Origin of the sequence: Leifsonia shinshuensis, assembly GCF_031456835.1 — a bacterium.
Lineage (GTDB): Bacteria > Actinomycetota > Actinomycetes > Actinomycetales > Microbacteriaceae > Leifsonia > Leifsonia shinshuensis_C.
Window position 1 is genome coordinate 2,613,521 of the sequence record NZ_JAVDVK010000001.1, and the last position, 25,421, is coordinate 2,638,941.

The 25,421-nt window shown below is 73.6% G+C and carries 19 protein-coding genes; 8 read left to right on the plus strand and 11 right to left on the minus strand.

The annotated features are described in order from the left end of the window. Positions 1 to 18 precede the first annotated feature (18 nt). From J2W45_RS12665 to J2W45_RS12680, 4 genes are read right to left on the minus strand one after another with little or no spacing between them, the layout of a single operon-like run. Positions 19 to 1,872 (minus strand): hypothetical protein, encoded by a 1,854-nt coding sequence (locus J2W45_RS12665; protein ID WP_310132397.1) that lies wholly within the window; start codon positions 1,870 to 1,872, stop codon positions 19 to 21. After that, complete coding sequence (locus J2W45_RS12670) at positions 1,869 to 4,652, minus strand: alpha-mannosidase (protein WP_310132399.1); 2,784 nt, start codon at positions 4,650 to 4,652, stop codon at positions 1,869 to 1,871. The genes J2W45_RS12665 and J2W45_RS12670 overlap by 4 nt, the downstream gene beginning before the upstream one ends. Beyond that, positions 4,649 to 5,233, minus strand: a complete 585-nt coding sequence (locus tag J2W45_RS12675) for a D-sedoheptulose-7-phosphate isomerase (RefSeq protein WP_310132400.1) — start codon at positions 5,231 to 5,233, stop codon at positions 4,649 to 4,651. Before J2W45_RS12675 ends, J2W45_RS12670 begins: the two co-directional genes overlap by 4 nt. Further along, a complete protein-coding gene (locus J2W45_RS12680; protein ID WP_310135021.1) occupies positions 5,226 to 6,230 on the minus strand; it encodes an ROK family protein in 1,005 nt (334 codons plus the stop codon). Before J2W45_RS12680 ends, J2W45_RS12675 begins: the two co-directional genes overlap by 8 nt. A 416-nt stretch (positions 6,231 to 6,646) precedes the next feature. Between J2W45_RS12680 and J2W45_RS12685 the strand changes: the two genes are divergently transcribed. After that, positions 6,647 to 6,985 carry an ArsR/SmtB family transcription factor gene (locus J2W45_RS12685; protein ID WP_310132401.1) on the plus strand — a complete coding sequence of 113 codons (339 nt, stop codon included), beginning with the start codon at positions 6,647 to 6,649 and terminating at the stop codon, positions 6,983 to 6,985. 70 nt (positions 6,986 to 7,055) lie between these two features. Then, a complete protein-coding gene (locus J2W45_RS12690) occupies positions 7,056 to 7,538 on the plus strand; it encodes an SRPBCC family protein (RefSeq protein WP_310132402.1) in 483 nt (160 codons plus the stop codon). Positions 7,539 to 7,644: 106 nt separating this feature from the next. Here J2W45_RS12690 and J2W45_RS12695 read toward each other — a convergent pair whose 3' ends face one another. Genes J2W45_RS12695 through J2W45_RS12725 form a run of 7 tightly spaced genes read right to left on the minus strand, consistent with a single transcriptional unit; the run spans position 7,645 to position 16,866 of the window. Next, positions 7,645 to 8,406: an alpha/beta fold hydrolase gene (locus J2W45_RS12695; RefSeq protein WP_310132404.1), complete on the minus strand. Its 762-nt coding sequence runs from the start codon at positions 8,404 to 8,406 to the stop codon at positions 7,645 to 7,647. Positions 8,407 to 8,415: 9 nt separating this feature from the next. Beyond that, entirely contained in the window at positions 8,416 to 10,305 is a 1,890-nt protein-coding gene (locus J2W45_RS12700; RefSeq protein WP_310132406.1) for an MBL fold metallo-hydrolase, read from the minus strand. Then, positions 10,302 to 12,206, minus strand: a complete 1,905-nt coding sequence (locus tag J2W45_RS12705; RefSeq protein ID WP_310132408.1) for an alpha-amylase family protein — start codon at positions 12,204 to 12,206, stop codon at positions 10,302 to 10,304. Before J2W45_RS12705 ends, J2W45_RS12700 begins: the two co-directional genes overlap by 4 nt. Before the next feature lie 22 nt (positions 12,207 to 12,228). After that, positions 12,229 to 13,701 carry a sucrose phosphorylase gene (gene gtfA / locus J2W45_RS12710; protein ID WP_310132409.1) on the minus strand — a complete coding sequence of 491 codons (1,473 nt, stop codon included), beginning with the start codon at positions 13,699 to 13,701 and terminating at the stop codon, positions 12,229 to 12,231. Then, positions 13,698 to 14,501 (minus strand): aspartate/glutamate racemase family protein, encoded by an 804-nt coding sequence (locus J2W45_RS12715; protein WP_310132410.1) that lies wholly within the window; start codon positions 14,499 to 14,501, stop codon positions 13,698 to 13,700. Before J2W45_RS12715 ends, gtfA begins: the two co-directional genes overlap by 4 nt. Beyond that, positions 14,486 to 15,385, minus strand: coding sequence for a hypothetical protein (locus J2W45_RS12720; protein WP_310132411.1), 900 nt, complete (start codon positions 15,383 to 15,385; stop codon positions 14,486 to 14,488). Before J2W45_RS12720 ends, J2W45_RS12715 begins: the two co-directional genes overlap by 16 nt. After that, entirely contained in the window at positions 15,382 to 16,866 is a 1,485-nt protein-coding gene (locus J2W45_RS12725) for an FGGY-family carbohydrate kinase (RefSeq protein WP_310132412.1), read from the minus strand. The genes J2W45_RS12720 and J2W45_RS12725 overlap by 4 nt, the downstream gene beginning before the upstream one ends. A gap of 86 nt (positions 16,867 to 16,952) precedes the next feature. On the opposite strand from J2W45_RS12725, the gene J2W45_RS12730 reads away from it, so the two are divergent. From J2W45_RS12730 to J2W45_RS12755, 6 genes are all read left to right on the plus strand, one after another. Next, positions 16,953 to 17,765: a DeoR/GlpR family DNA-binding transcription regulator gene (locus J2W45_RS12730; protein WP_310132414.1), complete on the plus strand. Its 813-nt coding sequence runs from the start codon at positions 16,953 to 16,955 to the stop codon at positions 17,763 to 17,765. After that, on the plus strand, positions 17,765 to 19,048 hold the full coding sequence (gene otnK / locus J2W45_RS12735) for a 3-oxo-tetronate kinase (protein ID WP_310132416.1): 1,284 nt from the start codon (positions 17,765 to 17,767) through the stop codon (positions 19,046 to 19,048). Before J2W45_RS12730 ends, otnK begins: the two co-directional genes overlap by 1 nt. Next, a complete protein-coding gene (locus J2W45_RS12740) occupies positions 19,045 to 19,683 on the plus strand; it encodes a class II aldolase/adducin family protein (RefSeq protein ID WP_310132417.1) in 639 nt (212 codons plus the stop codon). The genes otnK and J2W45_RS12740 overlap by 4 nt, the downstream gene beginning before the upstream one ends. A gap of 69 nt (positions 19,684 to 19,752) precedes the next feature. Continuing rightward, positions 19,753 to 21,798 carry an ABC transporter ATP-binding protein gene (locus tag J2W45_RS12745; protein ID WP_310132420.1) on the plus strand — a complete coding sequence of 682 codons (2,046 nt, stop codon included), beginning with the start codon at positions 19,753 to 19,755 and terminating at the stop codon, positions 21,796 to 21,798. Continuing rightward, the gene (locus J2W45_RS12750) at positions 21,779 to 23,521 is read left to right on the plus strand and encodes an ABC transporter ATP-binding protein (RefSeq protein WP_310132423.1); all 1,743 of its coding nucleotides are present in this window, start codon (positions 21,779 to 21,781) and stop codon (positions 23,519 to 23,521) included. Before J2W45_RS12745 ends, J2W45_RS12750 begins: the two co-directional genes overlap by 20 nt. Further along, entirely contained in the window at positions 23,518 to 25,365 is a 1,848-nt protein-coding gene (locus J2W45_RS12755) for a protein O-GlcNAcase (RefSeq protein WP_310132426.1), read from the plus strand. Before J2W45_RS12750 ends, J2W45_RS12755 begins: the two co-directional genes overlap by 4 nt. Positions 25,366 to 25,421 lie beyond the last annotated feature (56 nt).

Sequence of the window (25,421 nt, forward strand, 5' to 3'; positions counted from 1 at the left end):
CAGACGGCGCTGACCCTGTCAGCCCGCCAGCGTCTGCTCGCACGCCAGCAGCGTCACTCCGGCGCTCCACGCGTGCGACAGCGTCAGCAGCATCCCCTTCGGCTGGAAGCACGCGGTCTGGTAGTACCGCTCGCTGACCATGCCGCGGTAGGCGTTGAAGTCGCCGTCCTCGCGCGCGATGAACTGGCGGAAGCAGGCGAGGGTCTCCTCCGCCCGCTCCGCGTAGTGCGGGTCGCTGAGCGCGGCGGACAGCTCGCGCAGTTCGGCGGTGCAGACGAGGCCGTAGGCGTGCAGGTGCTGGTTCGACGGGGAGGCGTTGTCGGCTCCGCGCGTGCGGAAGCCGTAGGCGCCGAGCAGGGTGTGCTCCGGGAAGCGCACGTCGTACGTGTACCGGAAGGTCAGCATCCAATCGGCCGCGCGCCGTGCCAGGTCGAGCCAGTGCGCGTCGCCCGTCGCCCGGTGCAGCGCGACGTACGCCATCACCGCGGCGTAGCCGTCCTCGGAGGTCGGTGCGAGGTCGACGTCCTCGGGCGCACCGTGGACGAACTCGCGGTGGACGAACTGCTCGTAGTAGCGGCCGGCCGCGAGGGCGGCAGGGAGGTACCGGTCGTCGCGATCGGCGGCTTCAACCAGAGCCGCGATCCAGGTGAGGCCGGAGGCGCCCGACCAGGACAGCACCTCGCCGGTCTCGGCGTGGTGGACCGACCCGAGGTTCCCGTCGGCACGCTGGCGGCCGACCATCACATTCAGGTTCGAGCGGAGGGCGTCCTCCCACCGGGGATGCGGGTCCAGCGCCTGGGCGCGGAGGAGGAACAGCGTCGCCTCGCCGAGCGTGCGGGCGTGCAGGCCGCGCTTCAGCTCCGTCCAGCTCTGCGTCCAGCCGTGGTCGCGGTACCAGACGCCCCAGAACGTGCCCGACGGCGAGAGGTTCGCGCTGATGAAGTCGATCACGTGGCGCGCGGCGTCCGCCTCGGCGGGGCGGTCGGTGCGGAGACCGTGGGCGAGCAGCGCGTACGCCCACGGAATGCCGCTGACCCAGCCGACGTGCATGGCCTGGCGGTCGACGGTGAGGCCGTCGCGGCCGCTGACCTCGCGGTCGAAGCCGACCGTCTCCAGCAGCACGCCGGGGTCGGGGTCGTAGTGCCAGGTCAGCAGGCCGTCGGCGGTCAGGTCCGCCGCGGTCGCCACATCCACCCACGGCTGAAGGGGTGTGTCGGCGGCGGCCTCGGCGTGCAGGGCGCGCAGGATCGGGGCGTAGGCGTGACGGGACGCGTCGAGCGCGAAGACGCGCACCGACAGCTCCAGGGTCTCGCCGGGCGAGAAACGGTAGGTGGACACGTCGGCCGGGCGCGGACGCGCGTCGCCGTAGTAGGTGACCGGGTACTCGCGGTACGGGAAGCGGAGGCTCACGGTGGCGTCGCCCCAGGCGGCGTCGTGGGCGAGGCCGAGTCCCGTCAGCCCGAGCGCCGAGGTCTCGGCGGCGGCGAGCGCCACACCCCCGCGGCCCTCACCCGCCCAGGCGAACACGGCGGGCGTCGCCGCGCGGTCGGCGCGGAACTCCCACGTGTCGCTCACCAGGGCGTCGTGCTGCTCGGCGGTGTCGGCGCCGACCTCGAAGCGGGGGAAGGCGCGGGTGTTCTCGGCGGGGCGGTTCTCCCCGTAGAAGGCGCCGGGGATCAGCCACCACGGGTCGTCGGCGCCGTGGACCGGCGCCTCGACGAGCACCGAGCCGTCGGCCGCCTCATCGCCGGTGTATCGCACACGTACGGTGAGGCGCCAACCGAGCTCGGCCTCCGTCCAGTCGAGGGCGACCTCGGCCGACGCCGCAGCGGCGCCGACCGCGGTCGCACAGACCTCCGGCCGCGCGCTCACGGCAGCGGGCGCTCGATCAGGTCGACCTCCCGAACGGGCTGGGACGGGTCGGCCGGGACGACGAAGGTGCGCAGCTGCGAGGGGCCGAAGTCCTCCTCGATCGTCCGCCCGAGGAAGGGCAGCTCGATGCGCGACCGTCCGCCCTCGCCGCGGGTCTCGACGGCTCGCACGACGACGTCCGCGCCGCCGGGCGCATCCGTCTCGTCCTCCGTGCCCTTGAGCGCGGTCACCATGACCGCGTCGCCGCCGTCGCCCGCGAACGAGTTCACCGGGGGCAGGGCGCCATCGTGGAACGACTCCTGCATCGCGCGCACCGGGTTGCCGAGCACCAGGGCGCGGCGGATCGGGTCGGCCTCCCGCCAGTCGCCCGCGTGCGGCACCAGCTCGTAGCTGAACCGCTGCACGCCCTGGTCCTGGAACGAGTAGATGCCCTCGGGGTCGAGGAGCCGCGGGTCGTGCCACGAGTAGACGGGGCTGCGGACCGCGGTGACGCCGATGCTGGGCTGCTCGCCGTTGTCGGCGCCGCCGGGCGAGACGTCGTAGGCGTGCTTGTTCGTCGTGATGACGGTCATCCCCGCTGCGGCGCCGTCGACCGTCCCGGTCAGGTCGACCCACGACTGCGCGGGCTCCTCGGCGCCGTCGACCGGGCGCTCCAGGTGGCCGAACGGGATCTCGTAGGTCGCCGTCGGGTCCTCCAGCACCGTCGGGAAGCGCAGCTTCAGCAGGTGCGCCTGCTCCCGCCAGTCGAGCGTGACATTGACGCGCAGGACGGACGAGTCGTGGTCGAGGATGAGCTCCTCCACCAGGGTGGATGCTCCCCACTCACGCTCGACCCGCACCCGCGAACGCAGCGGGCCGGTCTCGCGGACCACGATCCGCTTCAGCGCCATGGTCGCGCCCGGCCAGGCGTACGAGATGACGCGGTGGCCCCACGTGTCGGTCGGGTCGTCGTTGATCTGGGTGTGCTGGGCGCCGTCGACGCCGGCCATCACATCCACACCGGTCGCCTTGACCAGGTACGACGAGATCCAGCCGGTCTCCTGATCGATGCGGATGCGGACGTGGTCGTTCTCGAGAGTGTCAGCGGTCACCGTCAGCGCGCTGGATGCGGCGCCCGGTCCCGCTCCGGGGCGCAGGCGGTAGAGGCGGTAGCCGAGAGCGGGCACGTCGGCGCGGAACACGACCGCGCCGCGCGAGACGTCGTCCGTCGTGGCGGTCGACTGCGAGTTCTGGAAGACGACCGGCTCGCCGTTCTCGTCGACCACGTGGACGCCGGCGCGCTGCGCGCCGTACTGGAAGTCCACATCCACGGACACCGGCCAGGGGTGCGGGTTGAAGACGAGGACCGGCTGAGTGCCGTCCTCGCGGTCGACCTGCACCTGGCGGGCGATGATGTTGTGCGCCCGTGTGATGATCCGCTTCGAGATCGCGACGGCCTCGCCGAGCTGGTCGCGCGCGTCGTCGTAGGACGGCTCGATCGCCGAGCCGGGCAGGATGTCGTGGAACTGGTTGAAGAGCACCTGCTTCCAGGCGGTCTCCAACTGCTCGCGCGGGTAGTCGACGCCGTCGCTCGCGGCGACGACCGCCGCCCAGCGCTCCGCGTTCAGCACCGCGAACTGCGCGCGGCGCTGCCAGGCCTTGATGCCGGAGTGCGCCGAGTAGCAGCCCGGCGCGTGATGCTGCAGGTCGTCGCGGCGCACGGGGAGCGTGTCGAGGAACGCCTCGCCGCGCCCGAGCACCTCGTCGAAGTACGTGCGCGGTGAGGACATCGTCATCCTTCCGAAGGAGCCCATGCGGTCGTAGCGGTGGATCGACTCGATGTTCGCGATCGTCGGGCCGCCGCCGTGGTTGCCCACGCCGTAGAAGACCATCGCGGTCGCGTTCTCGCCGAAGCCGACCGTGCGGTCGAGGGAGGCGAGCGCCTTCTCGGTCTGGCCGTCCACCGACCCGGGCGGGCTGCAGTACTCGAACGGGATGCGGTACGCCAGCACGCGGGAGCCGTCGGGCGCCTCCCACCAGAACAGGCTGGGCGCGAGGTCGGACTCGTGCGGGCCGGGGCGCAGGAACGTGTACGAGTCCATCCCCTGGCCGCGCAGGATCTGCGGGAGCATCGCATTGTGGCCGAACGGGTCCACGTTCATGCCGACGGTCGACGGCATCCCGAAGCGCGACTCGAGGTAGCGCTGGCCGTAGAGGCCCTGGCGCACGAAGCTCTCGCCCATCGGCATGTTGTTGTCGGGCTCGACCCACCAGCCGCCGACGTTCACCCAGCGGCCCTCGGCCACACGGCGCTTGATCTGCTCGAACAGCTCGGGATCGGACTCCTCCACCCAGCTGAGCAGCACGATCTGGTCGCAGGTGAAGACGAAGTCGGGGTACTCCTCCATGCGGTGGATGGCCGACCAGAAGGTGGCGCGCGCCTCCTGGTAGCCCTCCTGCCAGGGCCACAGCCACACCGGGTCGAGGTGGGCGTTGCCGATCATGTGGAGGGTGCGCTGCGGCGTCGCGGTCGGGCGCTTCGCCGGCGGGAGGTCGCGGGGCTGGGTGCCGGCGGGGGCGTTCGCGACGGGGGCCTTGCCGCCCGCGTCGGGGTCGGCCGTCTCACCGGTCTCGCCGGCTACCTCGGCGCCGGATGCGCTCTCGCGCTGCTCCTGCGCCGCATCCACCGCGAACTTCTCCGGAGTCTCCGGGCCGACGCGGACGGCGTCGACCGCTCGTGCCGCGTCGTCCGTCTCCGTGCGCGCTCCGGCGTCGGTGCCCGGCGTGTGCGGGGTGGTCACAGTGCGTACTCCTCGTCGCCGTCGGCCCACGCATCCACGATCTCGGAGAGCACGTGGAGCATGAACGTGTGGAATTCCTGGATCCTCGGGGTGGTCGTGGACGGGCTCAGCAGCGCGTAGTCGGCGAACTCCCGCGCGGGACCGCCGTCGCCCCCGCCGAACAGCAGGGTCGTCGCGCCGGCCGCCTTCGCGGCTTCGAGCGCTGAGACGATGTTCGCACTCCGTCCGCTCGTCGTGAAAGCGGCGACCACGTCGCCCGGGCGTGCGAGGCCCGCGACCTGCCGAGCGAACACGTCGTCGTAGGAGTAGTCGTTGGCGATGCACGTCATCGTGGTCGGGTCGGTGCTCAGCGTGACAGCGCCCAGCGGCCGCCGGTCGCGCTTGTAGTGGCCGATGATCTCGCCGGTGAAGTGCTGGGCGTCCGCAGCGCTGCCGCCGTTGCCGAAGGTGTACAGGATGCCGCGCTCGGCGAACGCGTCGCAGAGCACCTTCCCGACCTCACGCAGCGCGGGCAGCAGGGCCTCGCCCTTCTCGGCGACCTGGATGTGAGCCTCCAGCTGCTGTCGCATCCACTCAGCCACGGGGGCCTCCCTTCGGTGCTCCGGCGATCGCGCCCTCGAGCTGGTCCAGACGGTCGAAGGCGACCGCGCCGGCGCCGACGACGCAGACGACGTCGCCGAGCGCGGCGAGCACCACGGTGGATGCGGCGGCTGCGGGCGCCATCGCGGCGGCGGCCACCCGCTCGCGCACCGGCACGAGCAGGGCGTCACCGGAGCGGGTCACTCCGCCGCCGAGGACGACGAGGTCGGGCTCGAAGACGTTGACGAGGTCGGTGAGGGCGGTGGCGAGCACGTCGATCGTCTCCTCCCACAGCTCCGAGGCGAGCGGGTCGCCGTCGGCCGCGGCCGCGACGACGTCCTCGGCGTGGACGACGGGCAGCTGCGCGAGCGACGAGCCCTGCCCGCGCTCGGCGACGGCCTCGCGGGCGCGGAGGGCGATCGAGGTGCCGGAGGCGTAGCCCTCCAGGCACCCGCGCCGGCCGCACAGGCAGGGGCGCCCGCCGGTGCGGACCATGACGTGACCGAACTCGCCGCCGTTGCCGGCCGCGCCGCGGTGCAGGCGGCCGTCGATGACGGCCCCTCCGCCGATGCCGGTCGAGATCGTCAGGTAGACCATGGTGTCGGCGTCGCGGGCGGCTCCGTAGCGGAACTCGCCGAGAGCGCCGGCCGTCGCGTCGTTCTCGAGCACGGCGGGAACGCCGAACTCGCGCTCAGCGAGCTCCACGATCGGCAGGTCGATCCAGCCGGGGAGGTGCAGCGGGCCGGTCAGGACGCCGGCCTTCGCGTCGAGCGGACCGCCGCACGAGATGCCGACGGCCTCGATCGCAAGACCGGACTCGGCGATGGCGCGCTGCCCCATGGCGAAGAGTCTGGGAACGATTACACCCGGACCCTCTTCACGACGCGTGGGTTCGACGGTGAGTGCGTGGGTTCGTCCATCCTCCGTGACGACACCGACAGCGAGCTTGGTGCCGCCGATGTCGAGTGAGAGGACGGCGCGGAGGCCGTTTGCCATCATGTCCTTCCGAGGGTGCACGACCGCGCCTTCGTCGGCGGATCGTGTGGGATCGTTCCCACAGATACTAGGCCGACGCGGGCGGGCGGGTCAACATGGGGCGTTCGTCTCCGGACGCCAGAAGCGCCCGGCGGCCTGCCTCGCGAGTGGTGACATGACGTCCGAATTCGGGGCGGATTCGCGCATCCACTCACCGGTCGATCGCGGGGAGGGCGGGCGGGCGGGCGCGTGCGTGCCGTCGGCGTTGCGCCCACGCGGGCGCGCCCCGCCGCGTCGGCGCGACGCGCGCGTTGCGGTGGCGGCGCCGCCCCGCGAGTGGTGACATGACGTCCGAATTCGTCGCGGATTCGCGCATCCACTCACGACTCGATGCGGACGGGGGTTGTGCGGGGCGGAGTGCGGCGCTAACGTACAACCAAATGGTTGTAGATGAGATGACGGACGCCGAAGTCGATCGGCTCTTCCACGCGCTGGCGGATGCGACGCGACGGGACATCGTCGCGCGGTCGCTGGAGGGCGAGCACTCCGTGAGCGAGCTCGCGGAGCGGTACGACATGAGCTTCGCGGCCGTGCAGAAGCACGTGGCGGTGCTCGAGCGCGCCGGACTCGTGCGCAAGCGGGCGCGCGGACGGGAGCGGGTCGTCTCCGGCGACCCGGAGACCATCCGCCGTGCGTCGCGGCTGCTCGACGAGTACGAGGCGATCTGGCGGCGGCGGGATGCGGCGATCGAGGGGATCCTCGCCGCGGACCGCCGCTGACGACGCGGCCCGCCGCATCCATCGACGACGACCGGAACCACCCGCACCACCAACCAGAGAGGAGCGGCCGATGACCTTCATCGAGTCGACCAAGGATGTGGGCGCGCTGACGCTCACGTTCGTCACCGAGTACGACGCCCCGCGCGAGCGAGTGTGGCAACTGTGGTCCGATCCGCGGCAGCTGGAGCGCTGGTGGGGTCCGCCGGAGTGGCCGGCCACCTTCGACACGTTCGAGTTCGAGCCGGCGGGACGCGCGGCGTACTACATGACCGGACCCGACGGCACGAAGGCCCACGGCTGGTGGCGCTTCGCCGAGATCGACGCCCCCGAACGGATCGAGCTGGATGACGGCTTCGCCGACGACAACGGCAACCCGATGCCTGGCGAGCCGGTGCGCATGGTGACCACGTTCGAAGAGCGGGACGGGCGCACGCGCATGACGCAGCTGGTGCGCTTCGCATCGGCCGCCCAGCTGGAGGAGATGCTCGCGATCGACATGGAGGAGGGCATGCGCGAGGCCCTCACCCAGGTCGACGCCCTCCTCGCCGCCTGACCTCCTCGCCGGCGCCCCCCGTCGAGTACACGAAAAGTGCACGCTTTTCGCCTGGAGAGCGTGCACTTTTCGTGTACTCGACGGGGGGCAGGAACCGATGGTGGGGTCAGGGGGCGTCGAGGAAGGCGAGGAGGTGGGGGAGCGTGCGGCGGAGGGACGCAGGGTCGCCGGCGGCGGCGAGGCGTTCGCCGAGGTAGTCGCCGTGGATGCCGGGGACGATGAGGAGGCGGGCGTCCGGGAGGAGGGCGGCCAGCTCTACGAAGTGGGAGGCGCGGACCACGTCGCGGTCGGCGCCGACGACGAGCGTGGGGGCGGCGACCGAGGCGAGCAGCGCATCCGGGAAATCCTCGAAGCCGAGCATCAGCTCGCGGTCGAGCTCGAACATCCGCCGGGCGTGCTCCGGGTCGCGGCTGACGGCGAGGTCCGCGTCGCGGTACGGCGCGGGGAGGTCGTCGAACGTTCCCGCGGCGAGGCGGTCCCAGAAGCCGTCCACCATTCCGGAGCGCCGGACGGGCGCCGACGCCGCGATCAGGCGTCGGACCAGGTCGGGGTGGCGCGCGGCCAGCTGGAGGGCGACCTGCCCGCCGTTGCTGAAGCCCAGCACATCCACCGGCCCGACGCCGAGCGACTCGAGCACCGCGGCGACGTCGTCCGCCGAGCCCTCGAAGCTCGCGGGCCGGTCGCCCGACGGCGTGCGCCCGTGCCCCTGCAGCTCGACGGCCAGCACGGAACGGGTCGGAGCGACGAGCGGGAGCAGGAGGCCCCAGTTCGTCTCGATGGTCGAACCGCCGCCGTGGATGAGCAGCAGCGGCGGGTGCGGCGAGTCCGGGTCGCCGAACCAGGCACGGTAGAGCGGGATGCGGTCCACGCCCGCAGGCTAGCCGAGCGTCCCCGCCGTGTCGACCACCGCATCCAGCGCCGTAGCCGCCACTGTGTCGACCACCGCATCGCCCGCCTGCCCCAGCCGGACCCCGCCGACCCGCACGTCGGCCGCCAGCCGCTGGCGCTTCCGCGCCTCCCCGCCCGCGCGCACCGCGAACCGCAGCCGTACCGTCTCGCCCGCGCCTGCGACGACCGCCGCGGGTTCCGGACGGCTCCACCCGGGCGGCGTCACGAGCTCCGCCACCACCTCGCGGGCGTCGTCGTACGCATTGACGACGACGACCTCGTACGTGAGGTCGTCACCGGCCGTGACGCGCTGGTAGAACGGCTCGACCAGCACCAGGTTGCCGTCCGCCGGGGGCCGCTGCCCGTCGTCGGGGAGCAGCCCGTCGTGGATGGCCGCGAGCTCGTCGCCCTGCTCCGTCAGCAGCTGGAGGTAGTCCTCGTCCACCTCGCGGCCCTGCCAGTGGCCGGTGATCATCAGACCGGGGGCCACCCGCCGGTACAGCGCGGCGCTCTGGATGAAGTCGTCGCGGCGGAACCGGTTGCGGTACTGGTAGTTGAGGATCTCGCGCTGCACGCCGAGCCGCCCCTCGGCGGTCTGCTGGTCGCCGGTCGCGAGCACGCGGACGCCGTCCACCTCGAACTCGAAGGCCGCCGCGTACAGCGTGTGGCCGGGCAGCTCGTGGGTGACGATCTCGTACTCCTGCCAGCGGACCGTGCCGCCCAGCGGCAGCACCCGGTCGGCCGGGATGGGCTCGAACCACTGGCACGGGAGGTCCGTGCGCATCGGGTCGGCCATGATGGGCGCGACGTTCTCGGGCAGCCACACCTCGGTGCCTTCCACGTCGCGCAGCAGGTTCAGGCCCGCGATGTGATCGTCGTGATAGTGCGTGCCGAGCACGACCTCGATCGAGGTCACGCCGAAGTCGCGCTTGAGCGCGGGCAGCGACGCGAGCCACGGCCGGCGGGCGGCCCGGTCGGTGCCGGCCGGCCATCCCGTCGACATGTCGTAGCCGTAGTCGATGAACAGGGCGGCGCCGGAGTCGCTGAGCAGCACGTAGACGCACGAGTTGGCGGTGCGGTTGAGGAGCAGGTGGTCGGTGAGGCGGACGAACGGACGCTCCAGCCAGTCGCGCAGGTCCCACGGGTTGGTGCGCCGCGAGTCGACGTACTCGCCCATCCGGACGGCGAGGCTCTCGAGCGCCTCGATCGCCTGCGGCATCGGCTCCCCGTGCGACGGGAGCAGGATGGTCGGCTCCTCCTCCTGCAGCAGCAGGCACGAGAGCACCGTCATGGCGGGGCCCTCGTTCTCGGTGTACGACCACTGGGTGGCGGCGAGCGACCAGACCTTGCCCGGCGCGTAGATGAGGTCGCCGGTGAACGCGATCCGCGCATCCCCCCGGTCGACCAGGTAGGCGACCGACCCCATGGTGTGACCGGGGGCGGGGACGGTCTTCACGTCGATGGCGCCGAACCGTGCCGTGCGGTACTCGGGCACGGTGCCGGCGATCGGCACGGGGTCGAGCAGCGAGAAGCGGTCCTGGCGCAGGTTGTAGTCGTTGTAGAGCGCTCGCGCCGACCACATCTCGTCGACGCGGGCGAACAGGTCCTGCTCCACCGGCGGCACGTGGATGGGGATGCCCGCGGCGACCGCGCGCGGCAGGCCCTGACCCTGGTCGCGATGGTGGTGGGTCATGAGGATCGCGTCGAGGGTGTCGAGGCCGAGCTCGTCGAGGTGGTCGAGCACGTCTCCGGACCCGAAGTCGATCGCGATCGCCCCGCGGCGGCCGTCGCCCGCACCGTCGCCCGCGGTGACGATGTAGACGTTGCAGGTGTCCGCGAACCGGTGGACGCCCGGAGCGACCTCGGTGAACGCGCTCATACCGTGGTCGGCTCCTTCTCGGCCCGCTCTCCGCGAGCCGCGCGGTAGCCGCGCCACAGCTCGGCGATCTCGTCCAGGTCGGCGTCGGTCACCGCCTCGCGGCTGTTGTCGATGGATTCGACGTAGTAGAGCGCGGGGACGCCGAGCTCCGGCTGGATGCGCGAGTAGGCCAGCCACTCGTCGCGGTTCGGCATCGGCCACTGGTCGGTGTCGATCGGGTGCCCGGGCAGCGCCGCGGCCGCGATGTCGTGGCGGTAGCGCAGCTGGTCACCGACGGGCACCGGGTCGCCGTGCACCGAGTCCTCGAGGACATCGTTGAGGCGCACCATGTCGGTGACGCCCGAGAACGAGGGATGCACGGTGTGCGTCACGACCAGCGCATCCGGCTTCGCCGCCTTAGCCGCCGCGTGGATGGTCGCGATGATCGCGTGCAGCGCGCTGATTCCCCAGACGCCGCCGTCGGGCTCGCCGTCGCCGTGGGTGCGGAGGGTGACGCCGGACGGTGCGCGCTGGGTGAAGTCGACCTTGAAGCCGTCCGCGTCGAGGCCGTCGGGGGAGACCATCCGCGTGACCTGCTCGGCGAGCGCCTCGAGGTAGGCGGGGTTCGACGGGTCGACGGCGACCGGCCGGCCGTGCGCATCCCGAACCGTCAGCTCCGCCGGCAGCCCGGTCGGGTCCCACGCCTTGAACCAGAGCAGCACGCGCTGACCGGCGGCGTGACGCTCGTCGATCCAGGCGCGCAGGTCGGGCCACTTCTCGGTGTCGACCGTGTTGGTGCCGTAGTCGGCCTGCCAGCGGTCGTCGATGACGACGGTGCCCGGGTGGATGTCGTGCTCGGCGAGCCGCCGCAGCCAGCGGTCGTAGAGGTACTGGCGCGCCAGATCGGGGGCGAAGGCCGCGCCCGCGGGCAGCACGAAGCCGTCCGCGTTGTCCGTCGCCAGCGCCTCCCCCTCGTGGCTCATCCGCACGGCGAGGGCGCACTGGGCTCCCCAGCCGCAGAAGATCGGCTCGTGCCACCACGACGCGCTTTCGCCCGCCGGCCGCGCCCAGCCGTGGGCCGCGAGGTCGTCGCGGTAGTCGCGGATCAGCGAGAGCGGAGCGCCGCCCGGCCGCAACACGAACTCCGGCGAGACCCATCCGCCGGCCCGGACGCGCGTGTGGCCCTCGTAGGTGAGGCGGAACAGGAAGCCGCCGTCGATGGCGTCGTAGCGGAAGGTGGTGAAGCCGAGCTCCTCGACCGGCGCGACGAGCGAGACGCCCAGCCAGTCCCCGACCGGCATGTCGGTGGGGCCGTGCGGCGCGTCCGCGGCGATGGAGGGGCGGCCCAGCCCGAACACCAGCGGCGGCGGCGAGAAGATGCCGTGGAGGCGTCCCGGCTCGGCGTCGCCCACCACGCCCAGCTGCGCCTGCGTGTTCGAGAGGCGCACCACCTGGATCGGCTCGGTCGGCGTCGGGACGAACACCGACGGAAAGCGGATGCCCGAGCGGAACGTGCCCGCCGCACCCGTGGGCAGGGCGGCCTGCCCGCCGAACATGGTGAGGTCGGCGATCCGGGCGTCGTCCTCCTCGGTGGTCACCTCGACCCGTGCCCGCACCTCGCGCGGCGTGCAGTGCAGCACCACGGCCTTCGTCGCCCACGCACTGGAGTCGGTCAGCACGGTGACGCGCACCGAGCCGTCCGGGTCCTCCTCGACCGTGACGGCGGTCGGGCCGCACGACTCGTCGGGGACGCCGACGCGGTCGACGCTCGCCAGCAGCGAGAGGTCGCTCCACAGCTCCCCGTCGGGGCCGGCGATCGTGGCGCGCGGGCGAGTCAGGGCGACGCCCAGCGTGTAGGCGGGCGCGACCAGCACGACCTCGGTCGCGCGGCGGGTGACGGTGATGTCCTGGGTGGTCTGCATGGTCCTCTGTCGGGGGCGGGGGTCAGAGTGCCGCGAGCGCGGCGGCGGAGTCGGCAGTGAGACCGCCGTCGGGGCCGGTCAGCCGGAGGCGGAAGCGGGGGGCGGGCGCGAACGAGACCTCGAGGGCGGCACGCTCGTCACCGAGCTCCCATTCCAGCGCGAGGTCGCCGTTCGCATCCACACGGTAGCGGAACGAACCTTTGAACGCCGCGTGGGTGGACCGCAATCGCACGAGCGCGAGCTGGGCGCGCGTGACCTCGCTGCCGAGGGCGGTGTCGAGCTCCTCGGGCGTGTAGACGTGGCGGTTGACGTCGCGGCCCTGGCCGGTCCGATCGAACAGAGCCACGTCATCCAGACCGCCGAGCAGGCCGACGTAGTAGAGCTGCGGCCGTCCGGGCAGCCAGAGCTGCACCGCGCGGGCCAGCAGGTAGCTCGCAGCGTCCGCGCCCAGCGCAGAGAAGAAGGTCGCGTTGATCTGGTGCGGGAGGCTCATCCACGCGGGGATGACGGACGCGAGCGTCGAGTGCCCGTGCGTCGCCTCCGCGGCGCGGGCGAAGATCGCGGCCATCTCGTCCTGGTCGATGAGGCCGGGCCTGTCGCCCGAGGGACCGGCGTCGATGATGCCGATGCCGTCGTGGGTGTCCAGCACCGTGATGGCGTTCTCGGGGCGGATGCGCAGCCACTCGGCCAGGCGGTCCGAGGTCCCGGTGCCCAGGCTGTGGAGCAGCAGCGGGGCGAGGGCGAAGTCGTAGACGAGGTCGACCAGCGGCGCGATGGCGAGCTGCTGGCTGTAGTGCGCGTGCACCTCGACGAGCACCCGCAGTCCCTCCTCGCGGGCGATGCCGACGATCTCGCGCACGAACTCCAGCGTCTCCTCCGTCATGAAGCTGTCGGAGCCGGGGGTCTTGACCGCGTAGCCGACCGCGTCGAGCCGGACGGTCGTGACGCCTCCGGCGCGCAGGGTCGCCAGGATGCGGCGCAGGTAGGCGCGGGCGCGGTCGTTCGCCACATCCAGGTCGACCTGGCTGGGCATGAAGGTCGTCCAGACCAGTCGCCGCCGGCCGTCGGCCATCCGGTACGCGGTGAACGGCAGCCCGGGCCGCGGCCGGTAGAAGGCGGTGATGTCGTGCTCGCTCGCGCCGTCGGGGAAGACGGTGTCGAAGGTGAGGAACATGCCGTCGTGGGTTGACTCCTCACCGAGCGCCAGCCAGTCCACGAACTCGGCCGACTCGCTCGAGACGTGGTTGACGATCAGGTCGGCGGTCACCTCGCGGTTCGCCGCGATGGCGCGGACGTCGTCCCAGGTGCCCAGGCGCGGGTCGACGGTGCCGTGGTCGATCGGATCGAACCCGGCGTCGGCGCCGTCGAAGGGCACGAAGAACGGCAGGATGTGCACCCCGGCGAAGTCGCGCAGCGGACCGTCGAGGAGCGCACGCAGCCGCGGGAGATCTCCGCCGAGCCGGTCGGCGTAGACGAGGAGGTCGACGCCGGTCACGCGGTGGGCCTCCCGTCCGCGGCTTCTCCGTCGAGAGCAGATGCCGAGGTTCCGCCGGACCCGGGAGGCGCCGGCCGGTTCGCGCTGGCGTCCGGCGTTCCCGGGTCCGACGGGGTCAGTGCCTCCACCAGGCGGGCGACGCCGCCCGCCGGGGAGGTGAGCACGGGGAGGTCGACGCCCGCGGAGGCGGCGGCCGCCGCCATCGACGCCTGGGCGAGCACGAGCACGGCGGCCGGCTCTGCGCCGCCCGACGGCGCGGCATGTGCGCGCACAGCTTCGGCGATGAGCCGGTCGTGCGTCTCCTGGTCGCCCGCGGCGCGTGCTGCCGCGGCGCCCTCGACGACCGTCGCGGTGACGTCCGCCTGCACGCCCTGGGCCGCGGCCTCGCGCTCGATCAGCCGGGTCGTCGGCCCGAGGGTCGCCGTGTTGGTCGCGAGCACCGCGATCCGCGGATGCCCGCTCACCCCGGCGATCCGGGCGGCCTCGGCGGCCATATCCGCATCCACCCGGACGACGGGGATGCGCAGCGCGGCGGCGGCCTCTTCGGCCGCCTCCCCGATGGACGAGCAGGTGACCAGCACGGCGTCCGCGCCCGACTCCGCGAGGTGGCGCAGGTGGGAGGCGACCCGCTCGCGCACCTCGGGAGTGACGCCCTCGGCGATGGCCGTCTCGAGCATCCACGCGTCCACGACGTGCTCGCGGGCGACGCCGGGGACGGCGTCGGCGACGAGGGCGTCGAAGGACGGCGCGAGGGCGGGGACGGTGTGCAGCAGACCCGCGATCATCAGGCCTCCCGCCACGGCCGGGCCTCGCGGTCGACGACGTCGATCAGCGCCTCCAGGCGCGGCACGGAGAGCTCGCGCAGCGCGGTGGGGACATCGTCGCGGCCGACCACGTCGCTCCAGAGGGCGCGGCCGGCGAGGAATCCGCTGGCCCCGGCGCGGCAGGCCGCCTCGACGGCCGGCAGGAACGCCGGGCGGTCGACGCCCTGGGACAGCACCACCCACGGCCCGGTGATGGCGGCGTTCAGGCGCTCGCTCTCCTCGCGCTGGGCGCGTGCGTCGCCGGTGCCCGACAGCGGAACCTGCACCTTGTAGAGGCTCTGGCCGGAGGGCGACAGCTCGGCGGCGGCTTCGCGGATCGCGACGTCGAGATCCCAGGTGCCGTCCGAGAGCTCGGCGGGCGTCGCGCGGACGACCGGCTCCAGCACGGAGAGGACGCCGCGGGCGCGGCACTCGGCGACGAATCGCTCCACGAGGCGGACGCGCTGCTCGCGCAGGGCGTCGCGGCGCCAGATCACGAGCAGCTTGAGCGCCGAGACGCCGGCGAGGTCGAGGTCATCGAGCACGACCTGGTCGAGCGCCGTCTCCTCGACGGGGCCGCCGTCCTCCTGGGTGAGCTCGTCGGCGGCCAGGATGAGACCTGTTCCCGACGGGAGCGTGTCGCGGACGGCCTCGAAGCCGTAGTGGCGGTCGATGAGGAAGCCGGAGGCCAGCGGGCCGAGCGCCTCGGCGACCTCCAGCTTGAAGCGGACGAGCACGTCGTCCGCCGGACGGCCGGCCCCCGCGAGGTCGAACATGTGGCGGAGGCTCTCGCGCTGGTCCATCGCGACCATCGCGAGGGCGCCGCCGGGGCGGGCGATGGCGTCGAGGTCGAGCGCCGGGCGGGACGCGGTGTCGGTCATGCGGTTTCCTTCTGTTCGGGTGCCGCCGCCTGCACGAAGGCGTCCAGCAGGGCCGGATCGCCCACGGAGGCGACGGTGTCGGCGCTGCTCAGCGGCAGCGAGGTGGTGAGGCCGGCGACACGGTGCACGGCGAGCATGGCGGCGCCGGTGGCGACCGGCTCGGCGACGTCGGCGCGGCGGAGGACGCCGGGCACGAGGCGTTGCTTGAGCCGCCACCAGGCGCCATTGCCCGCTCCGGGACCGCCGAGGACGGCGAGCTCGTCGCGTCGTGGGCCGGCGAGGCGGCTCTGAGCGGCATCCATCCAGGCGAGCTGGAGGGCGAGACCGGTGAGCACGGCGGTCAGGGCGGCGGCCGGGTCGGCGGAGGCGACGGGCTCGGCTCCGGCGTCGGTGCCGGAGCGCGCGGCGCGCACGAGCCGCACGGTCGCGGTCGCATCGGGCGCGGGCGACTGGCGTCCCCGCAGGTAGGGCAGCACGAAGGCATCGAGGGGACCGTCGGCGAGCAGCCGGGCCTGCTGCAGCACGTCGTGCCGGTCGGCGCCCGGGATCAGCTCCGAGAACGCCCACTCCACCAGCGCCCCGGCCGTCGGGTTGCCGGCCAGGAGGGTCTCGAAGCGGCCGTCGACGCAGCGCGCGAGGGACATCCCCTCGCGAAGGGCCTCCTCCCGGGAGACACCCTGGGCGATCCGGAGCAGCGCCTCGGCGGTCCCGACCGAGTCGGCCGCGTTCCCGGGCTCCCGAGCGCCGGCCGCCCAGGCGCCGACCGCGTGGTCGTGCCCGGCGACGACGACGGGGATGCCGTCGCCCAGCCCGAGAGCGGATGCCGCGCTCGCGGTGAGGCTGCCCGCCGTCTCGCCCGCAAGGACCACTCGAGGGAAGCGATCGGGCGTCAGGCCGGCGAGTCCGAGGAGGTCGTGATCGAAGGTCTCCGCGAGCGGCGCGCCGGATTCAGGCAGGCGGTACGCCATCGTGCGGGCGGCGAGGGTGTGGTCGGTGACCGCCTCGCCGGTCAGCGCCGACACCACGAGCCCGTCGGCGCCGAGCCAGTGGGCGTCGCCGAGCCGGGCGTCACCCTCGGCTGCCAGCCGGAGCCAGTGCGTCAGCGGCGACTTGTGCGGGGCGGGCACACCGGTCGCGTCGTACAGGGTCTGTGCGCCGACGGCCGCGACGAGCCGGTCGGCGGTCGCGGTGTCGCCGTCCGCCCAGCGGAGCAGGTCGCCGCGCGGGATGCCGCCGGGACCGGTCAGCGAACCGGTCTCGCCCATGGACGCGACGCCGATCGCCGCGATCGGGTGCGGGCTGTCGATCGCGACCTCGCGCAGAGCGCCGAGCACCACGGCCTGCAACGCATCCCCGGTCCGCGGCGTCGGCACGCTCAGCGTGCGCTCCTCGGTCACGCCGTCGCCGAGCACGGCGAGCGCCACCTTCGTGTTGGTGGTGCCCACGTCGACGCCGAGGGCGGCGAGCGGAGCGGGGGTCACGCATCCATTCTGTTCACTTCTGAACATTCACGTCAAGATTTGTCCGATTGTTGACAAGCGCGCCGAGCAGCCGGTTGGATGGACGCGTGCGCTACACCGACGCCCCCGCCCGCCGCGACGAGCTCCTCCGCCGGCTCTCGGCCGAAGGCTACGTCTCGTCGTCGCGCGTCGCGGACGAGCTGGGCGTCTCCGAGATGACCATCCGGCGCGACCTGCGCCAGCTCGAGGCGGAGGGGCTGGCCCGTCGCGTCGTCGGAGGCGCGAGCCTCCCGAACCTCGGCCACGGCCGTCCCTTCGACGAGCGCGCGGTCACCGGCAGCGGCGAGAAGCACACCATCGCCGAGGCGTGCCTGCAGCTGCTCGACGGCGCCGTGACGGTCGCCCTCGACGCGGGCACGACGGTCGCACCGCTCGCCGGGATGCTGCCCGCCGGCTCCACGATCATCAGCCACTCCGTCCCCGTCATCCAGGCGGCGATCGCGCGCGACGACGTCGAGCTGGTCGCCGTCGGCGGCGTCTACCAGAACGAGACGCGCAGCTTCGCGGGCTCGGCCGCGCGGCGCACGATCGCCGACTACTCGGTGGATGTGGCGGTGCTGTCCGCGACCGCCGTCGACCGAAGCGGCATCCTCTGCGCCAACGCACTCGACGCCGAACTGAAGCAGGAGCTCGCCCGCGCCGCCCGCACCACGGTGCTGCTCGTGGACCACTCGAAGCTCGGTGCGCGTGCGCCCATCCGCGTGGGCGGACTGGACCTCGTCGACATCATCGTGACCGACGCCGGGGCCGACCCGGACGACCTCCGCGTGCTGCGCGAGATCGGGGCGACGGTCGTCGTCGCGGGCGAGACGGTGGACGCGCTCTCCACCGCCGGCGACGCGGGGGTCGACGTCTCGTGATGCGACTCGGCGCCGTCGCCGACGACGTCACGGGCGCCTGCGATCTCGCGGGCCGCGTCGCCGAGGCGGGACTTCCTGCGAGCGTGCTGCTCACCGCGTCGGCGGACGCGGCCGACGCCGCCGTATTCCCCGGCGATGGCTCGGGATGTGCGGTCGTCGCGCTCAAGGTGCGCACCGCACCCGTGGCGGAGGCGGTCGACGCATCCACCGCCGCCGCCCGGCTGCTCCTCTCGGCCGGCGCCACGCAGCTGTACCAGAAGTACTGCTCGACCTTCGACTCCACGCCCTCCGGCAACATCGGGCCGATCGCCGATGCGCTCCTGGACGTCGCCGGCGCGACCGCATCGGTGGGGACGCCGGCCACCCCCGGCGCCGGCCGCACCCAGTATCAGGGCGTCCTGTTCGTGGACGGCGTGCCGCTCGCCGAGTCGCCCATGCGCGACCACCCCCTCACGCCGATGCGCGATTCCAACCTCGTCCGCCTGCTCGCACCGCAGACCCGCGCGCCGGTCGGGCTCGTGCGCTGGGAGGACGTCCAGCGCGGCTCGGCCACGGTCGCCGCCGCCATCGCCGACGGGCACACCCTGGTGGATGCGCTCACCGAGCAGGATCTCGACCTCATCGCCGCGGCCGTGCGCGAGCGGGCGGCCGACGCGCCGATCCTCGCGGGCGGCGGGGCCGGGGTCGCCACCGCGCTGGCCCGGGCCGAGATGCGGGAGAGCGGCGTCGCCGGTGGGGCGGCCGGGCTCCCGTCGGTCCCGGTGACCGGCCGGCTCATCCTCGCCGGGAGCGCCTCGGCGGCCACGCGCGCTCAGCTCGCGGCGTTCCGCGGCGAGCGCCACGTGCTCGATCCACGCGAGCTCGACCGCGATGCGGACGCGGCACTGGCCCGGCTCCGGGATGCGCTCGCCGCCCACGACGACCGGCGATCGCCGCTCCTCATCCACGCCTCGCCCGAGGTGGCCGCCGCACAGGAAGCGCTGGGCGCCGCTCGTGCCGCCGCTCTGCTCGAGGGTGCGCTCGCCGAACTCGCCGCCGTCGCGGTCCACGAGTTCGGGTACAGCCACCTGCTCATCGCGGGCGGCGAGACGTCCGGCGCCGTGACCGCGCGGCTGGGCATCGCCCGGCTACGGATCGGCGCACAGGCGGCGCCGGGCGTGCCCTGGGCCGTGGCGGCGAGCGCAGCGCCCGGCGGGGAGGAGCGCACGATCGCGGTGCTGCTGAAGTCCGGCAACTTCGGCGGCCCGGCACTCTTCGACGACGCCTGGGAGGTCGCGCCGTGACCGCCATCCGCACCGAGTCCGACGCCCGCGCCGCCGTCGTGCGGGCCTGCCGCCACCTGTCGGGCGCAGGCCTGTCGCCCGGAAGCTCCGGAAACGTGAGCGTCCGCGTCGGCGCCCGCATCATCGCCACGCCGACCGGCTCGTCGCTCCGCTCGGTCACCGAGGAGCAGCTCGCCGCGACGCCGGCCGATCAGGACGGGACCCCCCGGCCCACCAAGGAACTGCCCCTTCACGCGGCCATGTACGCCGCGCATCCCGAGGCCACGGCGGTTGTCCACCTCCACTCGCCGTACGCCACGGCGATCGCCTGCCTGCCGCCGACCCCCGACGGCTTCGCGCCGCTCCCGCCGCTGACGCCCTACCGGGTGATGCGGTTGGGCGACGTGCCCCTCGTCCCCTACGCGCCGCCGGGAAGCGCCGAGCTCGCCTCGGGGGTGGCCGCCGCCGCTCCCGGGCACCCCGTCCTGCTGCTCGCGAACCACGGACCGGTGGTCGCGGCGGCCACGCTCGACGCGGCGATCGACCTCGCCGAAGAGCTCGAGACGGCGGCGCAGCTCACGCTGCTGCTGAAGCAGGCCCCCGCGGTCGCCCTCGATGCCGCAGCGGTCGCGGCGCTGACCCCGCCGGGACGCTGAACCGCCGCCGGGTTCCCGCCGTCCGTTCACTCCCTCCTCCCTTCCCGCTCGATCCCTCAGGAGCACTCCGTGTCCAGCGTGCGCGCTGCCCGTCCATCCCCCTCCCGTCCGCCGTCGGGCCCGCCGCGCGGTGCGCGCATCCCCGCGGCCCGGCCGAGCGACCGGCACCTCTCGTCGGTGCCGCGCTTCCTGCTCTGGCAGGCCGCCCGGCAGCCGTTCACCCTGGGCGCCGGCGTGCTCTTCGGCGTCGTCTGGATGCTGTGCCAGGCGATCTGGCCCTACCTGCTCGGCCGGGCGGTCGACGAGGGCGTCTCGGGAGATCCGGCCCGGCTGTGGCTGTGGTGCGCGGCGCTGCTCGGCGTCGCCGTGGTGCAGGCGGTGACCGGGATGCTGCGGCACCGGATGGCCGTCTCGAACTGGCTGCGCTCCTCCCTCGGCGTCGCGCGGCTGATCGGGTACCACTCGGCGGAGACGGGATCGGCGATCACGGCGACCACGTCGTCCGGCGAGATCGTCGCGACCGTCAACACCGACTCCCTGCGGCTCGGCGCCATGTTCGACGTCACGGCCCGGCTCGGCGGCGGGGTTGTCGCGTTCATCGCGGTGTCGATCATCATGCTCAACGCATCCCTGCCGCTCGGGCTCGCCGTGGTCATCGGCGTTCCGGCTGTCGCGCTCGTGCTCGCGCTGCTGCTGCGTCCGCTGCGCACCCGCCAGTCCGTCTGGCGCGAGGAGTCCGGCGGGCTCACCACGCTCGGCGCCGACACCGTCGTGGGCCTGCGTGTGCTGCGCGGGATCGGCGGCGAGCACGAGTTCGTCGACCGCTACGCCCGCCAGTCGCAGCGCGTGCGCGCCGCGGGCGTCGGCGTCGCGAAGACGCAGAGCTGGCTGGACGGCCTGCAGGTGCTGCTGCCCGGCGCCTTCCTCGTGTTCATCGTCTGGTTCGGGGCGCACCTCGCCGTCGCGGGCAGCATCACTCCCGGACAGCTGACGGCCTTCTACGGGTACGCGACGTTCCTGGTGCTCCCGCTGCGGACGGCGGTGGAGGCCGCCCAGACGTTCACCGCCGGCGTCGTGTCGGCCCGCCGTGTGCTGTCCGTGCTGCGCACACAGCCCGCGGCGCGCGACCGGGACGAGACCGCTGAGGCCCCGGCCTGGGGTTCCGCCATCGAAGACCTCGCCTCCGGGGTCGTGGTGGAGCCGGGCCGCTTCACCGCGATCGTGGACGCCGACCCCGACGAAGCGGCGGCCATCGCGACCCGGCTCGGCCGCTTCGACGACACCGTCCACCGCGAGGCGCCGGTGCTGTGGGGCGGCGTCGACCACACGCGCGTGCCGGTGAAGGAGGTGCGCGAGCGCATCGTGGTCAACGACGCCAACCCGCACCTCTTCGGCGGCCGGCTGCTCGACGGGCTCGACACGCTGCCCATCCGGGACCGCGAGTACACCGACACGCACACGGGCCGCATCCGCCGGGTGTCCGCAGCCCTCGACACCGCCGCGGCGACCGAGACCGTGGAGGCGCTGCCGGACGGCGTCCACGAGCGGGTCGCCGAGCGCGGCCGTACCTTCTCGGGCGGTCAGCGCCAGCGGCTCAGCCTCGCCCGGGCGCTGCTCACCGACGCGGAGGTGCTCGTGCTGATCGAGCCGACCAGTGCGGTGGATGCGCACACCGAGTCGCAGATCGCCGAGCGGCTCCGCGAAGCGCGGGATGGACGGACGACGGTCGTCGTGACCGCCAGTCCGCTCCTCCTCGACCGGATGGACACCATCGCGGTCGTCCGCCGCGGACGGGTGGTGGGGACCGGCGACCACCAGACCCTGCTGCGGCAGGAGGACGACCTCGGCGACCTCTACCGCGCCATCGTCTCGCGCACGATCAGCGCGGCCGAGCCCGCGGACGGCGAAGAGCTCGACGCCGCGTGGACCGGCTCCATCGACGCGCTCTGGACGGCGACGCATCCCGTGACCGCCCAGCGGCCGGACGGCGGCACGCGCGCGGGCACGAAGAAGAAGGACAAGAAGGAGAAGAAGGCGAAGCGGGCCGCGAAGAAGCGGGCGACTCCGGACTCCACCCCCACGAAGGGAACCGACGATGCTGCTTCCGATCGCTAGCACCGCGACCGTCCGGGCCACCGGCGCGCGGCTCATCCGCCAGCACCGCGGCGGGCTCTCCGTCGTCCTGCTCCTGCACACCCTCGCGGCGGTCGCCGGACTCGCGGGTCCCGCGCTGATCGGCCTCATCATCGACGGGATCACCGGGCACACCCTCACCAGCACCGGCATCGACACGATCGCGCTCATCCTGCTCGGCGCCATCGTCTGCCAGGCGGTGCTGATCCGCTTCGCGCAGCGGCAGTCGATGGTGCTCGGCGAGGGCGTGTTCGCGCAGCTCCGCGAAGAGTTCCTCGCCACCGTCGCGCGCCTCCCGCTCTCGACCGTGGAGGCGGCGGGGACCGGCGACCTGCTCGCGCGGACCACCAACGACATCCAGTCGGTCGCCCAGACCGTGCGGTTCGGGGTGCCGCGCATCCTCGTCGCCGGGGTGACAGCCGTGCTGACCGTGGTCGCGGCATTCCTGGTGAACCCGGCCGTTGCTGTTGCGATGTTCGCCGGCGTCCCGATCCTGATCGTCGCCGCGCGCTGGTACCTCAAGCGGTCCGGGCCGGGCTACCAGCGGCAGCTCGCCTCCTACGCCACGCTCGGCGGGACCATCAGCGAGACCGTGGACGGCGTCCGCACCATCGAGGCGCTCAGCCTGGCGCCGGCGCAGCGGGCCAAGATCGACGCGGCCCTCCGCGAGCGCCGCGACTCCGAGTGGTACACGCTGTGGCTGCGGTCCTGGTTCTTCCCGAGCACCGACATCGCGTTCCTGCTGCCGGTCATCGTGGTGCTCGCCTGGGGCGCGTTCCTGGTCGGCCAGGGCGTCGCCGGCATCGGCGCGGTCACGGCGGTCGCGCTCTACGCCATGCAGCTCGTGTCGCCGGTCGACGAACTGATCAGCTGGCTGGACGAGATCCAGGTCGGCACGACCGCGCTGTCGCGCATCATCGGCGTCGCCGACGTTCCGGAGGACCGGCACGCGACGGGCGAGCAGCCCGCGGACGAGCACGTGGTCGCGAAGGACGTGCGCTACGCGTACCGCGAAGGCACGGAGGTGCTGCACGGCGTCAGCCTCGACCTGGCCGTCGGCGAGCGGCTGGCGATCGTCGGGCCGTCCGGCTCGGGCAAGTCGACGCTCGGCCGTCTCATGGCGGGCATCACCGAGCCGACCGGCGGGCGGATCACCGTCGGCGGCGTGCGGCTGGTCGACCTCCCGCTGGACGACCTGCGCAGCCACGTCGCGCTCGTCACGCAGGAGCACCACGTCTTCGTCGGCACCATCGCCGAGAACCTGTCCCTCGCCAAGCCCGGCGCCGGACGCGACGAGCTCGCGCGCGCCCTCCGGGTGGTGGATGCGCTCCGCTGGGTCGCCGCGATGCCGAAGGGCCTCGACACGGTCGTGGGCTCGGGCGGTGTCGTCCTCACTCCGGCACAGGCGCAGCAGCTCGCCCTCGCGCGGCTGGTGCTGCTCGACCCGCACACGCTGATCCTGGACGAGGCGACCTCCCTGCTCGACCCGACCGCCGCCCGCGACCTGGAGCGCGCCATGAACCGCGTGCTCGAGGGGCGGACCGTGGTCGCCATCGCACACCGGCTCCACACCGCGCACGACGCGGACCGCATCGCGGTGGTGCGCGACGGCGAGATCGAGGAGCTGGGCAGCCACGACGAACTGGTGGCCGCCGGCGGGGCCTACGCCGAGCTCTGGTCGTCGTGGCACGGCGGCGGCCGGTGAGCGGCCTCGCCTGGCGCGGGGTGGTCGAGGGCTTCTACGGCGAGCCGTGGTCGCACGCCGACCGGCTCGCCTGGTTCGACCGCGCCGGAGCCCTCGGGCTCGACCACTACCTGTACGCGCCCAAGGACGACCCGTGGCACCGGGAGCGCTGGCGGGAGCCGTATCCCGCCGACCGGCTGGCCGAGCTCGCTCGCCTGGGACGTGCTGCCGACGAGCGGGGCGTCCGCCTCGTGTACTCGGTCTCCCCCGGCCTCGACATGCGGTTCGACGACGACGCGGACCACGAGGCGCTGGCGGCGAAGTGCCGGCAGCTGCTCGACGCCGGCATCCGGTCGTTCGCCCTGCTCTTCGACGACGTTCCGATGGAGGAGCCGGAGCTCCTCGGGCGGCAGCACGGCGCGGTGGCGGCGCGGTTCGAGCGGTCGTTCCTGCGGCCGGCCGGGATCCACGAGCCCGTGCTGTTCTGCCCGACCGACTACGCGGGGCTCGAACGGACGCCGTACCGGATCGGCCTGGACCGGACCCTGCCCCGGGATGCGCGGGTGCTGTGGACGGGGGCCGACATCGTCGTCGGGCGCGTGACGTCCGACGACATCGCCAGGGCGGCCGCCGCCTTCGGACGCGACCTGGTGCTGTGGGACAACTTCCCGGTGAACGACTTCGACCGGTCCCGCGTGTTCCTCGGGCCGCTGACCGGGCGCGAGGCCGGGCCCGGGCTGGTCGGCATCGTCGCCAATCCGATGGTGGAGGCGGCGCCCTCCCGCTTCGCGCTGCACACCGTGGCGGAGTGGGCGGCCGACCCGTCGGCGTACGATCCCTCGGCTGCTGCCGATCGCGCGTACCGGGCCGTCGCCGGTGATGACGACGGGGACGCGGCCGGGCTGCGGACCCTGGTGGATGCGTGCAGCGCGTGGCCCCCGGGCGCCCCGCGCTGGCCGCGGCTCGACGACGCCGTCGCCGCGGAGCGCTGGGACGACGCTGCCACGCTGCTCCGGGGCCTCGCGGAGACGGCGCCCAGCGCATCCACCCCCGTCGACCTGGCAGCACAGCTGGGACCGTGGATCGACGCGGCGCGCGCGACCGGCGCCGCGGGCGTCCTGGCGTGCCGGGTGCTGGGCGGCTCCCGGGACGGCGCTGACCCTGCCGACGCGATCGAGGAGCTCAGCACCGCGCTCCGCCTGCTGGAGGCCGAGTACGCGGACGTCGCCCGCGCCGCCGTGCTCGCGCTGGTCGATCGCGCGCTCGAACGCCTCGGCGTCGTCGGGACGCGGACGCACGGCACCGGCGCCACGGTCGCCGTCCTGACCGGCCCGAACCCGGCGCCGGGCGACCGCGAGCTGGTCGAGTTCCTCGGACGGTCCGGGATGCGCGCCCACCTCGGCGACGACCCCGCCGCCGACCTGCTCATCGTGACACGTGGCGCGACCGAGGAGACGGCCCGGGCAGCCGCGTCGCGCCCGGTCCCGCTGCTCGCCTGGGGACACCTGGTGCCGCTCGGGCTGGCGACCGCGGCGGCCGTTCCGCTCTCGCTCGACCGCATCCGCATCGCCGGCGCCGACCATCCCGCCGCCGCCGGGCTCGACGGCGACGTCGTCGTGTACCGCGGCCGGTCGAAGCTGACCGTCGCCGACCCGCCGGAGGACGCAGCGGTCGTGGCGCACGACCCCGAGTCCGGCCGCTCCGTCATCGGCGTCACCCCGGCCGGGTCGCGGCTGGCCGACGGGAGCATCGCCCCCGCCGCGCGCGCGACGTTCTTCCTGGCGGCCGACGGATTCGCACCGTGGCTCGTGACCCCGGAGGCGCGGGCGCTACTGCTCGCGACCGTGCGCGAGCTGCTCGGCTGAGCGGCGGCTCCCGCGCCGCGCACGGCGCTGCGGGGGCCACCCCGACCGGGGGACGG

Coding starts and splice junctions, on each gene's coding strand:
- J2W45_RS12690 (WP_310132402.1), top strand. CDS start 7,056: ATGACCTTCATCGAGTCGACCAAGGATGTGGGCGCGCTGACGCTCACG.
- J2W45_RS12700 (WP_310132406.1), bottom strand. CDS start 10,305: ATGAGCGCGTTCACCGAGGTCGCTCCGGGCGTCCACCGGTTCGCGGAC.
- otnK (WP_310132416.1), top strand. CDS start 17,765: ATGCGACTCGGCGCCGTCGCCGACGACGTCACGGGCGCCTGCGATCTC.
- J2W45_RS12720 (WP_310132411.1), bottom strand. CDS start 15,385: ATGACCGACACCGCGTCCCGCCCGGCGCTCGACCTCGACGCCATCGCC.
- J2W45_RS12705 (WP_310132408.1), bottom strand. CDS start 12,206: ATGCAGACCACCCAGGACATCACCGTCACCCGCCGCGCGACCGAGGTC.
- J2W45_RS12750 (WP_310132423.1), top strand. CDS start 21,779: ATGCTGCTTCCGATCGCTAGCACCGCGACCGTCCGGGCCACCGGCGCG.
- J2W45_RS12685 (WP_310132401.1), top strand. CDS start 6,647: ATGGTTGTAGATGAGATGACGGACGCCGAAGTCGATCGGCTCTTCCAC.
- J2W45_RS12680 (WP_310135021.1), bottom strand. CDS start 6,230: ATGATGGCAAACGGCCTCCGCGCCGTCCTCTCACTCGACATCGGCGGC.